Annotated in this window: 9 protein-coding genes; 6 read left to right on the top strand and 3 right to left on the bottom strand. The window is 73.7% G+C overall.

The genetic code is table 11. The annotated features are described in order from the left end of the window. Positions 1-146: 146 nt before the first annotated feature. Positions 147-1,544, top strand: coding sequence for an APC family permease (locus tag AB0J76_RS30145; protein WP_352327153.1), 1,398 nt, complete (start codon positions 147-149; stop codon positions 1,542-1,544). Continuing rightward, positions 1,541-2,179, top strand: coding sequence for a GPP34 family phosphoprotein (locus tag AB0J76_RS30140; RefSeq protein ID WP_352327152.1), 639 nt, complete (start codon positions 1,541-1,543; stop codon positions 2,177-2,179). The genes AB0J76_RS30145 and AB0J76_RS30140 overlap by 4 nt, the downstream gene beginning before the upstream one ends. A gap of 28 nt (positions 2,180-2,207) precedes the next feature. Here the strand turns inward: AB0J76_RS30140 and AB0J76_RS30135 are convergent, their stop codons facing one another. Next, the gene (locus tag AB0J76_RS30135) at positions 2,208-2,570 is read right to left on the bottom strand and encodes a hypothetical protein (RefSeq protein ID WP_352327151.1); all 363 of its coding nucleotides are present in this window, start codon (positions 2,568-2,570) and stop codon (positions 2,208-2,210) included. After that, positions 2,567-4,345 carry a hypothetical protein gene (locus AB0J76_RS30130; protein ID WP_352327150.1) on the bottom strand — a complete coding sequence of 593 codons (1,779 nt, stop codon included), beginning with the start codon at positions 4,343-4,345 and terminating at the stop codon, positions 2,567-2,569. Before AB0J76_RS30130 ends, AB0J76_RS30135 begins: the two co-directional genes overlap by 4 nt. Before the next feature lie 383 nt (positions 4,346-4,728). Here AB0J76_RS30130 and AB0J76_RS30125 point away from each other — a divergent pair, with 383 nt between their 5' ends. From AB0J76_RS30125 to AB0J76_RS30115, 3 genes are all read left to right on the top strand, one after another. Continuing rightward, a complete protein-coding gene (locus tag AB0J76_RS30125) occupies positions 4,729-5,406 on the top strand; it encodes a hypothetical protein (protein ID WP_352327149.1) in 678 nt (225 codons plus the stop codon). Positions 5,407-5,472: 66 nt separating this feature from the next. Next, the gene (locus tag AB0J76_RS30120) at positions 5,473-6,063 is read left to right on the top strand and encodes a hypothetical protein (protein ID WP_352327148.1); all 591 of its coding nucleotides are present in this window, start codon (positions 5,473-5,475) and stop codon (positions 6,061-6,063) included. 99 nt (positions 6,064-6,162) lie between these two features. Beyond that, positions 6,163-7,170 carry an endonuclease/exonuclease/phosphatase family protein gene (locus AB0J76_RS30115; protein WP_352327147.1) on the top strand — a complete coding sequence of 336 codons (1,008 nt, stop codon included), beginning with the start codon at positions 6,163-6,165 and terminating at the stop codon, positions 7,168-7,170. A 19-nt stretch (positions 7,171-7,189) separates the two neighbouring features. Here the strand turns inward: AB0J76_RS30115 and AB0J76_RS30110 are convergent, their stop codons facing one another. Then, positions 7,190-8,635, bottom strand: coding sequence for a long-chain fatty acid--CoA ligase (locus tag AB0J76_RS30110; protein ID WP_352327146.1), 1,446 nt, complete (start codon positions 8,633-8,635; stop codon positions 7,190-7,192). A gap of 206 nt (positions 8,636-8,841) precedes the next feature. Between AB0J76_RS30110 and AB0J76_RS30105 the strand changes: the two genes are divergently transcribed. Continuing rightward, positions 8,842-11,691 (top strand): AAA family ATPase, encoded by a 2,850-nt coding sequence (locus AB0J76_RS30105; protein WP_352327145.1) that lies wholly within the window; start codon positions 8,842-8,844, stop codon positions 11,689-11,691. Positions 11,692-11,743 lie beyond the last annotated feature (52 nt).

The raw sequence follows: 11,743 nt of genomic DNA, 5'->3' as shown, positions 1-11,743 counted from the left end.
TCAGGCACGCAACCACCTGGAGCAGCCTCTTGCGACGTGACCGTGGGCTACGGAAGGATCGCCAGATCGAGCCCCACCGGTATCCGTAACCCCATGCGTATACCGAGGCCCGTCACCCCCCGCATGGACGACATGGAGAGGCTGTCGTGCAACCTCAGGAGAGCATCGAGCGGTTCGGCTACCGTCAGGAATTACGCCGCGGGGTCGGACTGACCGATCTCGTGTTCTACGGGCTGATCTTCATGGTGCCGATCGCGCCGTTCGCCATCTTCGGCCCGGTCTACAAGGCCTCGGGCGGCATGCCCGTCCTGGCGTACCTGGTGGGCATGGTCGCGATGTTGTTCACCGCGGCCTCCTACGCGCAGATGGTCAAGGCCTTCCCGCTGTCGGGGTCGGTCTACAACTACGCGGGCCGCGGCATCGCCCCGTCGGTCGGCTTCATGACCGGGTGGGCGATCCTGCTCGACTACCTGCTCGTGCCGAGCCTGCTCTACCTGGTCGCCTCGATCGCCATGAACAACAGCGTGCCGGGGGTGCCGGTCTGGGGGTGGCTGCTGATCTTCGTGGCCGTCAACACGGTGGTCAACCTGCGCGGCATCCGGATGACGATCACCCTCACCAAGGTGCTGATCACCTGTGAGCTGGTCGTGCTCGGCCTGTTCGTGCTGATCGGGATCTGGGCCCTGCTCCAGGGCCGCGGCCACGGGTTCAGCCTCACACCGCTGTTCAACCCCGACACCTTCTCCTGGCCGGTGATCTTCGCCGCGGTCTCCGTCGCGGTGCTGTCCTTCCTCGGCTTCGACGGCATCAGCATGCTGGTCGAGGAGTCCGCGGGCGGCTCGGCCCAGGTGGCCAGGGCCATGCGGCTGGCGCTGATCCTGGCCGGGCTGCTGTTCGTCGCCCAGGTCTGGGTGGCGGCGCTGGTGGTGCCCGACCCGGCGGGCGTGCTGAACACCGGCTCGGAGACCGCCTTCTACGACGCCGCCGCCTCGGCGGGCGGCGAGTGGCTGCGGCACGTCACCTCGACGGCCACCGCCATCTCCTGGGGCTTCGCCGACACGCTGGTGGCCCAGGTCGCCGTCTCCCGCCTGCTGTACGCCATGGCCCGCGACCGGCAACTGCCCGCCTTCCTGGCCAAGGTGTCGATCAAGCACTCGGTCCCGGCCAACGCCATCCTGCTCGTCTCGGCCCTGTCCGTCGCCATCGGCGTGTGGGCCGCGCAGCTCGAGGAGGGCGTCGGCCTGCTGAGCAGCCTGGTCAACATGGGCGGCCTGATCGCGTTCGTCGTGCTGCACGTGTCGGTGATCGTCCACTACCGGGTCCGGGGGCGCTCGACGGACTTCTGGTCGCACCTGGTGGCGCCGCTGATCGGCATGGCGATCCTGATCTTCGTGATCGTCAACGCCAACATCCTGGCCCAGCAGGTGGGCCTGATCTGGCTCGCCGTCGGCGTCGTCGTCCTCGGCGTCCTGTACGCCCGCGGCCGCCGCCCGGTGCTGGACGGCGACGACAAGGCCGGCCTGACCGGGATCCGGTCGCCGTGACGCGGCCGCCGCTCCACCACGAGCTGTTCCTCATCGGCCACGACCAGTCCGGCAAGCCCCTGGTGCACCAGCACTCGATGGCGCTCGGGCTGGCCGGGGCGGTGCTGCTCGACCTGGCGCTGAGCGGGCGCGTCACGGTCGGGCAGGGGCGGATCACCGTCGTCGACCCCACGCCGGTCGGCGACGCGGTCGTGGACTCCCTCGTCCCGCTGATGGCCCGCGACCGGGCCGAGGGCGAGGCCAGGTTCTGGATCAAGAAGCTGGCCGAGGACGCCTACGACCGCACCCGGCAGAGCCTGGTCGCCGCGGGCGTGCTGGTCATGGTGACCAGGCGGCGCATGGGCATGTTGCCGTACACGCGGTACCAGCTCGCCGACATCGCCTCGGTGGTGCGCGCCTCGGCCGGGGTGCGCTCGGCGGTCGAGGGCTGGAAGCAGCCCGACGGGCGCGGCGCGGCGCTGTGCGGGCTGGTGGGGGCGTTGCGGCTGGAGGCCGAGCTCTACCTCGACCAGCCCTCGGCCCGGCTCGTCGAACGCCTGCGGGAGATCGCGGGTGAGCACTCCCCCGTCGTCAGGGAGGTCGTGCAGCTGATCGACGACATGCTCGGCGAGGCCGCGGTCGCGGTCTTCCGCTGACCCCGGCCCGCGTCGGGAGCCGCCCGGGTCAGCCGAACAGCTCGCGGATCTGGCCGACGACCTCCACGATCACCGACACCTCGGCCGCGCGGGCCGACAGCCGCTTGAGCGCGTCGAGGACGCGGGAGCGGTCGGGGTCGGCCTGCTCGATCTCCTGCCGCACGTCGGCGACGTCCCGGCGGGCCCGCGCGGGCTCGGTCACCTCCGCCTCGTGCTCGGCGAGCAGGCGTTCCAGCCGGTCGAGCAGCCGGGCCGCCTCGCCGGGGGCCGCGCCGCCCAGGTTGTTGACCGTGGCACGGGAGTGCGGGCCCACCGCGATCGGGCCGCTCACCTCGCCGCCGCTGATGTGCACGCCGTACGAGCCCGGCGTGGGGGTCTCCTCGTGCATCACGCGCCCTGCCCTCCCAGGTTGTTGACCGTCGCCGCGGCCTGGTGCCCGAAGGCGACCGGGCCGCTGACCGTGGCGCCGCCGCTGACCGACAGCGTGTTCATGGTGACGCTCGCCGCCTGCAACCGGTAGGCGCCGGTCTCCACGCCCTTGTCCTCCAGGAAGTCGAGGACCGCCTCGGTGAGCCGCTGCTCGATCATCCGCACGTACTTGGAGACGTCGAGCACCTGGATGTGGGTCTGCAGGTCGTCGCTCGCGCCCAGCTCCCGGACGCTGAAGCGGGCGCCGTAGGGGTAGACGATGTGCTTGCGCGGGTCGGGCGCCAGCATGTTCTGCCGGACGGCCTGCACCCCCGTACGGACGAGCCGGGCGGGCGCGGCCAGCACGTCGCGCAGCAGCCGCAGCTTCAACGACCTGACCGCCTCCCAGGCGATGCGGCCGCCGGTCATCGTGGGCAGCCGGTCGACCACGTGGTAGGGGCCGTGGGCGGGCGGCAGCACGGTGACCACGAACTGGGTGTAGAGCATCCGGCCCTCGACGGCCAGGTAGATGAACGCGGAGGTCAGCGCCTCCTGATCCGCGGCTGGCGCGACGAGCCGGCCGTTGCGGTCGCGGATCTCCTGCCCGGCGTTGTTGATCGTGACGCGCTGGTAGTAGCGCACGCCGCCCTGCGGGTGGCGGACGACGGCCTCGATCTCCTCGGGCGTGGCGTGGGACCTGGGCAGGCCGTTCTTGCCGATCAGCGGATGGGACACCGGGGCGCCGCCCTCGTGCCAGTCGGCCACGGTGAAGATCCCCCGGGTGACGACGTGGTCGCCGATGTCGAGCCGCTGGATGCCCTCGTTGGGACGCAGCACCCGGTCGCGCATGTCCTTCAGCCGCTCGCGGACGAAGGCGTGCAGCTCGACGGGGTCGATGTCGACCGGGTCGTCCTGGCGGCGCGGCGGGCCCTCGCGGCCGCGCACCCGGTCGAGCTCGACGGCGATCGACCAGGTCCTGGCGATGGAGCCGGCGCCCATGAAGGCGTCCTCGTTGGCGTACATGGTGATGTTGCCCCACTGGGCGCTGCGCACGTAGTCGACGCGATGGGCGGTGCGGGGGCCGGTCGCGCCGACGACCGGCTCGGGCGCGCCCGGCCGCAGCGTGCCCGCCAGCGTCATGTACGTCGCGATCCGGTAGACCAGCGCCACCCCGAGCGTGGTGAAGGGCACGGCCGTCGCCAGGGCCAGCGTGCCGAGCCCCTGGCCCAGGACGTCGGCGAGGCCGTAGGAGGGGCCGTCGTCGTAGAACGAGGAGCTGGACAGGCTCTGCAGCAGCAGCACCGACAGCGCGGTGGAGAACACCGCGGCCAGCAGGAGCAGAGCCATGTTCGCGGCCCAGAACCAGAGCATGGCCCGCAGCACGAGCGAGCCGCGCCGGACCGGCCCCGACGTGAGCAGCACCAGCGGGACGAGCATCGCCACCCACGCGATCGTGGTCAGCGGGGAGATCACGAACCCGGCCAGGAAGAACACCGTGATGAGCGCGTCGCGGACGACGAGCATCGAGCGTGAGCGCCGGCAGTGGTGGATCACCGGGATGAGGTCGAAGCCGCCGTAGGACGGGGGGACCGCGCGGTAGGGGTCGAACATCAGCTCGCCCAGCACCCGGTCGCGGAACCCGCTGTCGAGGTAGGCGGCGGCGCTGAGGTAGCGGGTGACGTTGCTCATGCGGGGCACGCCGGGGTGGGCCGTGGAGTCCCGCGTGGAGCCGGTGGCGCCGGAGCTGTCGACGGCCATGACCCTCCTTCGTCGGTGAACCCGGCCGAGCTTATGAGGGGCGAGTGCTTCAGGGGGCTCGTTGTTATCAAATAGTCTCGTTCACCGGAAGTGAAGGTCGGGACAAAAGCCCGAAAAATCGAAATACTTCCCTTTACGGAGCATTACGGGAGGGTGTATTGGTCCACCATTCAGGCGCCGGGGGGCGGTGCGGGCGATGCGGCAGCGACACCGGCGCCCTCACCCAGTGCCCCCGCTGCGGCGCCCTCCTCCCGGCCCCCTCACCTCCCGCCTCCTCCGCCCCCGCGCCCTCGCCCTCGCCCTCGCCCTCGCCCTCGCCCTCGCCCGCCGACGATCGTCCGCCGCCGCCCTCGCGGTTGCGTCCGCCGGGGTGGCGGCGGCCGGTGGTGCTGGTCAGCGTGGCGGCGGCGTGTGCGACCACGGCGCTGGTGTGGTGGGTGGCCGGGAGCCGCCCGTCCTCGCCGGCGGAGGCGGGCGGGAGCTCGGGCGGCGCGCCGTCGGCCGTCCAGCCGCAGACCTCGGACGAGACGGCGGAAGACCCGGCGACCGGGGACGCCACCCCCACGGGCGGCCCGGCCGCGAGCACCGGCCCGACGCCGAGCACGGACCCCACGGCGGCTGCGGCCGGGCAGGCCGGGCAGGTGGACGAGCTGCTGTCCAGCAGCAGCTCCACCCGTTCCAGCCTGTCGGCGGCGATCGCGGACGCGACGGCTTGCCGCCGAAGCGGCGTGACCACGATCGAGGACATCACCGCCGGCCGCCGCGACCAGCTCGCCGCCGCCCGGACGCTGGACGTGACGGCCCTGCCCGAGGGCGCGGCGCTGAAGCAGACGCTCGTCACCGCGCTCGACGCCTCCTACGACGCCGACACCGCCTTCCTTTCCTGGGCCCGGCGCCATCTGGCGGGCGGCTGCACCGGCCCGGTCTCGGACGACCGCGATTACCGGCGAGGTCTCAGCAGATCGGCGGCCGCACAGACGGCCAAGGCACAATTCGCGCAGGCGTGGCGGCCGATAGCGGAGACATATGGCCTGACAATATGGAAGGCTGACCAGATCTAGCCATATTTGCCCATAAATCAGCATAAGCACCGAAATTCCGATCGTCAGTGACGAAGGAGTGCTGCGATGTTCCTGCCACGCCGTGTGTTCCGGCTGGCCGCGGGTGCGGCGGCCGGGTATCTGTTCGCCGTGCGCCCCTGGCACCTGCGCTGGGGCGCGACCGACAGGGAGGTGCACGAGGACCTGCCGGGTGACGACATCGTGCCGCTCCCCCAGCTCCAGGCCACCCGTGCCGTCACCGTGGACGCGCCGCCGCCGGTCGTGTGGGCCTGGGTGGTCCGGCTCGGCGGCTACCCCGGCCCCGGCACCCGTCCCGGCACCGCACCCGCCGTACGGACGGAGGCCGCCGACGAACCCGCGCACCCCCCGAGCGACCTCAAGCTCGGCGACGTCATGGACGGCGGCGGCTTCGTCGTCGAGCGGATCGAGGCCCCGCACACCCTCGTGCTGGCCCACCGCGGCGCCGACGCCACCACGACCTGCTCCATCGCGCTGCGCGACACCGGCGGCGGCACCCGGCTGATCTACCGGCTCCGGATGCGCGGCGAGCCCACCGTGCGCGGCGCCGCCCACGTCGCGATGACGGACGTCGGCGACTTCGTCGCGATGCGCAGGCAGCTCCTCGCCGTCAAGACGGGGGCCGAGTCGGCGAGATGACCCTCTGAGCCGAGCCGGTGAGCGAGCAGCCGGGCCAGGGCCGGGCCGGGCTGGAAGGCCCTGGTTCGGGCCCTCCGCCGCTGCCTTAGGGTTCATGCTGTGGATCAACGGGGAGCGAGCGCGACGGCCGAACGCGCATCCGCCGGCAAGCGTCCCTCACCCCGGCGGCGCAGGCGCTGGTTCGCCTGGACGGTGGTCGCGCTGCTGGCGGCCTGGGCGGCGCTGCGGGTCGGCGGCCTGGAGACCGGCTCCTTCCTCATCCAGCTCATGACGGTGACGCCGATCGGCGCGGGGCTGGCCGCGCTGACCGCGCTGCTGGCGGTGCTCAAACGCAACCGCCCGGCGGGGCTGAGTGCGGCCGTCGTGGGCATGGTGTTCGTCGCGTGCCTGATCCCGAGGACGTCCGGCGTGGAACCGGGCAGAGTGATCGAGGGCGTCCCGCTGCGGGTGTTGTCGGTCAACCTGTTCGGATGGGCCGACGCCGAGACCGTGGTCCGCCTGGTGCGCCTGTACGAGATCGACGTGTTCAGCGCGCTGGAGCTGACCCCTGACGCGGTCCGGCGGCTCGACCAGGCGGGGCTGCGCAAGCTGCTCCCCTACCGGGTGCTCCAGGCCGCGGACGGCGCGATCGGCAGCGGCCTGTTCGCCAGGCACCCGCTGCGGCCGCTGCGGGGGCTGTTCACCCCGATCGGCCACAACATGCCGGCCGCCACGCTGTCCCTGCCCTCGGGCGGCAAGGTCGAGGTGGTGGCGGTGCACCCCGACCCGCCGCTCGGCGGGATGGCGGCCGAGTGGGACGCCTCGCTCAAGGCGCTGCCGTCCCCGTCGCCGTCGGTGATCAGGATCCTGGCCGGCGACTTCAACGCCACCCTCGACCATCGTGCCTTCCGCGACCTGCTGGCCAGGGGTTACGTCGACGCGGCCGACCAGGTGGGCAAGGGGCTCGTCCCGACCTGGCCCAACAACAGGGCGATACCGCCGATCATCACGATCGACCACGTGCTGGCCGACCGCCGGGTGAACGTGGCCAGCACGGAGATCCTCGACGTGCCCGGCACCGACCACCGCGGCGTCTTCGCCGACCTGCGCGTGCCCGCCATCGGCTGACCCGCCGCCGCCTGCCCGCTCACCGCGCCTGCCGCTGCCCGTGCAGCTTCCTGAGGGACGCCCTGAGCAGCTTGCCTGCGCCGTTCCGCGGCAGTTCGGGGACGAGCTCCAGGTACCTCGGGATCTTGAAGCGGGCCAGGCGGCCGTCCAGGTGGGCGAGCAGGTCCCCGGGCTCCGCGCTCGCGCCCGGCCGCAGCACGACCAGCGCCTTGCCGGTCTCCCCCCACTTCTCGTCCGGCACGCCGATCACCGCGCACTCGGCCACCGCCGGATGGGCGAGGAGCACACTCTCGATCTCGGCCGGGTAGACGTTCTCGCCGCCGGAGATGTACATGTCGCTGATCCGGTCGCGGATGCGCACGTACCCGTCCTCGTCGGCCACGCCGATGTCGCCCGACCTGAACCAGCCGTCGGCGGACAACACCTTGGCCGTCTCCTTCGGCCGCCGCCAGTAGCCGGGCATGACGTTGGGGCCCTGGACGTACACCTCGCCGGGCTCGCCGGGGGCGGCGGGCGAGCCGTCGGGGGCGACCAGCCGCACGTCGGAGAAGAAGCACGGCACCCCGGCCGAGCCGAGCCCCGCGTCCGGATGGCCCACCCCGAGGAAGAGCGCGCCCGGGGAGGTCTCCGTCATGCCGTACCCCTGCAGGAACGGCAGCCCGCGCTCCCGGTACGTCCTGATCAGCGGCTCGGGCACCGGCGCTCCCCCGCACAGCAGGTGCCGCAGGCTGGACAGGTCGGCCTCCGCCCAGCGCGGCGACCGCGCGAGGGCCGCGAACATCGTCGGCACGCCGAACATCATCGTGACCCGCTCGGACTCGACCAGGTCGAACGTCCTGTCCACCTCGAACGACGGCTCCAGCAGCGCCCTGCCGCCCTTCAGCACGGTCGGCACGAGCAGCTGCGCCAGGGCCGCGATGTGGTACAGCGGCGCGCTGACCAGCGTCACCTCGTCGTGCGCGAGCGGCACGTCGACCAGCAGGTTCACGGCGTTCCAGATGAGGTTGCCGTGGGTGAGCATCGCGCCCTTGGGGCGGCCGGTGGTGCCCGAGGTGTACATGATCAGGCAGATGTCGTCCTGGCTGACCGGCTCGTCCACGGGGTCGGCGGGCGCGCCGGCGATCAGCTCCTCGACGGCGTCCTGGCTCAGGTGCCGGCCGGGCAGGCCGCCGCCGTCCTGGCCCGCGCCGAGGACGACGACGCGGGCGCCGGAGTCATCCAGGAGGAAGCGCAGCTCGGGCGCGGCCAGCCGGGCGTTGAGCGGGACGAACACCGCGCCCAGCAGCCCCGCGGCGAAGAACGTCTCCACCAGGGACGGGTGGTTGGGCCCGAGGTAGGCGATCCGGTCGCCGCGGCCCACGTCCAGGCCGGTCAGCCCGTGGGCCAGGCGGGTGACCCGGTCGTACAGGTCGCCGTAGCTGCGGTCGGTTCCCCGGTAACCGACGGCGGGCCGGGCGGGCGTCATCCGCGCCCTGCGTGCCGGCCATGACCCAAGCCCCTGATTCCGCATCGGCACTCCTTGACGGTCAGGACTCAAGGTAGGTCACCAAGCGCTTGCTGTCACCGGAATGCCACACTTTCTCCCGTCCGCCCCTTCTCGTACGGTCGGGCCGCACTTCCGTCGGCGGCGGCCTCTTTCAGCGGCGGCACCCGCGCGTGACACTGGACGGCGTGTCACCAGTCACGCGCGTTCCCGTGTTCCGCGGCCGCGACGCGGAGGAGAACGTCCTGCTGCGGCTGCTCGACGACGCCCGGGCCGGCTCCGGAGGGGCGCTGCTGCTGACCGGCGCGGCGGGCATGGGCAAGACCGCGCTGCTCGACCTGGCCGCCGCGCGGGCCCCCGGGTTCCGGGTGCTGCGGGTGTCGGGGGTGGAGTCGGAGTCGCGGGTGCCGTACGCGGGGCTGCACGGCCTGCTGCGGCCGGTGTCCGCGGCCGTCGCGACGCTGCCGGCCGCCCAGGCCCGCGCGCTGGCCGAGGCCCTGGAGTCGGGGACCTGCGCGGCGGGGCTCGCGCTGCCCGCCGCCGTGCTGGGGCTGCTGTCGGCGGTCGCCGCCGAGCGTCCCGTACTGGCCTGCGTGGACGACGCCGACCGGCTGGACGCCGCGAGCCTGGACGCGCTGGCGTTCGCGGCCCGCCGCCTGTCCTGCGAACCGATCGTCCTGCTCTTCACCACCAGGCCCCCGGCCCTCGCCCCAGGGACGACCTCCGGCGAGCGGGGGGCCGATGACGTGCCGGTCCAGGAGGGGTTCGACGCCGGGGCGATGTGGCCGCTGGAGGGCGTGCCCGTCCGGGAGCTGCGCGGGCTTGACGGGCCGGCGGTGCGGGAGCTGGCCGCGGACCTGGTGCCCGGCGGGCTCGCCGAGGACCTGGCGGCCGCGCTCGACCAGATCGCCTGCGGCAACCCGCTGGCGCTGCGCGAGCTGATCGGCGCGCTCACCCCCGACCAGCGGGCCGGGCTCGCGGCGCCGCCCGCCGTCCTGCCTCCTGGTGGGCGGTTGTGGCGGGAGCACACGGGCGTGCTGGCCCGGCTGCCCGCGCGTACGCGCCGGCTGTCGCTGCTGATCGCCGCCGATCCGGCCCTGGACGTGGCGACTCTGGCCAGGGCGGCGAGCCCGGCGTGCGCGTTGTCCGTGCTCGAACCGGCCGAACGGGCGGGCGTCCTGCGGGCCGACGGTGACGCGTTCGCGTTCTGCGCACCCGCGATGCGGGCGGTCGCCTACCACGCGGCGTCGCTGGCCGAGCGCCGCAGCGCCCACCGCCTCCTCGCCGGCCTGCTCACCCCGGACGGGGGCCGTGCGGACGGTTGGGAGAGGCTGCGGCGGGCCTGGCATCGGGCCTGGACGGCAGACGGCGGGGCGGAGGAGGCCGGGGACGAGCTGGCGCGGGCGGCGCTGGCCGTCCGGTGGGCCGCGGGGAGCTCCTCGGCGTGCCGTGCCGGGTTCCCCGAGCCCTACCTGGCGTTGGAGCGCGCCGCCGAGCTGACCGCTCGTCCCGCGGTCAAGGCCGAGCGACTGGCCGCCGCCGCCAGGCACGCCTGGGTGTCGGGACGTCCCCGGGCCGCGCGTTCCCTGCTGGCCCGGCTGCGGTCGCCCGGCGCGCCCGAGGAGCTGCGCGGCCACGTCCAGCTGCTGCGCGGCAGCCTGGAGCTGCTGGGCGGCGAGACCGGCAGCGCCCGCGAGGAGCTGCTGGCGGCGGCCCGCCGGCTGCTGGACAGCCACCGCGAGCTCGGCGTGCGCGCCCTGGTCCGGGCGGCGGACGCCAGCTACCGGGCGGGCGACAACCGGGCGTTCATCGCGATCGCCCGGCAGGCGGCGGCGCTGCGGCGTCCGGACGAACCGGCGCCGGCGCAGCTCATGTTCGAGTACCTGGCGGGCATGGCCCACACCTTCAGCGGCCTGCACCAGGAGGCCGCCGGGCCGTTGCGGCGGGTGCTGGAGCTGGCCGGGTCGGTACGCGACCCGGCCGTGCTCACGTGGGCCTGCGTGGCGGGCATGCTGCTGGGCGAGGACGCGGTGGCCCACCGGCTGTCGGCGCGGGCCGTGGAGGAGGCCCGGCTGCGCGGAGCCGCGTCGGCGGTGCCGCAACTCCTGGAGTTCACGATCTACCCCGACGTCTGGATGGGCCGGTACGCCTCCGTCGCCGCGACCGCCGCGAAGGGCCTGCGGCTGGCCCGGGAGACGGGCCAGCACAACACCGCCGCCCAGCACCTGGCCTGGCTGGCGGTCAGCGCCGCCGTGGAGGGCGACCAGGAGACGTGCCGGATCCGCGCGGACGCCGCCATCGAGCTGGCCGACGCCCACGAGCTGGGCCTGGCCGGCGCGGTAGGCAACTGGGCGCTGGCCTGCCTCGACCTGGCGGCGGGCCGCGTGGCCGACGCCGCCGGCAGGCTGCGGGCCGAGCGGCGCAACCGCCACGTCGTCATCAAGGTCATGTCCACCCCGCACTACATCGAGGCGGCCGCCCGCACCGGTGACCGCGAGCGGGCCGCGGCCGCCCTGCGGGTGCTCGAACGCTGGGTCGGCAGCACACGCAGCCCTGACCTGCGGGCGCTGGTCTCGCGCTGCCGGGCGCTGCTGTCGGTGCGTCCCGGCGAGGCCGAGGAGCTGTTCCTGGACGCCCTGCGCCTGCACGGCCAGGGCGTCTGCGCGTTCGAGGCGGCCCGTACGCACCTGCTGCTGGGCAGCGCGCTGCGGCGCGACCGGCGGCCCGGCGCGGCCAGGAACCACCTGCACACGGCGCTGGAGACGTTCGAACGGCACGGCGCGCGGCTGTGGACCGAGCAGGCCAGGGCCGAGCTGCGGGCCTCCGGCGAGCCGGTCCGGCCGACCGCGGACGCGACGGTGTCGCAGCTCACCGCGCAGCAGGCGCAGATCGCCCGCATGGTGGCCGCGGGCGCCACCAACAAGGAGGTCGCCGAGCAGCTCTTCCTCAGCAGGCGCACGGTCGAGCACCATCTCAGGAACGTCTTCAGCAAGCTCGGCATCCGCTCACGGGTGGAGCTGGTCAGGTTCATGTCCTGAGCGACGCCGCCGAGCGGTTCCATCGCGGGCGGCGCGCGGCACGAGACCGGTG

It is taken from the genome of Nonomuraea sp. NPDC049624 (genome assembly GCF_040675255.1).
Taxonomy (GTDB): Bacteria; Actinomycetota; Actinomycetes; order Streptosporangiales; family Streptosporangiaceae; genus Nonomuraea.
The sequence above is the reverse complement of the archived record's forward strand: the minus strand, read 5'-3'. Positions and strand labels throughout refer to the sequence as shown.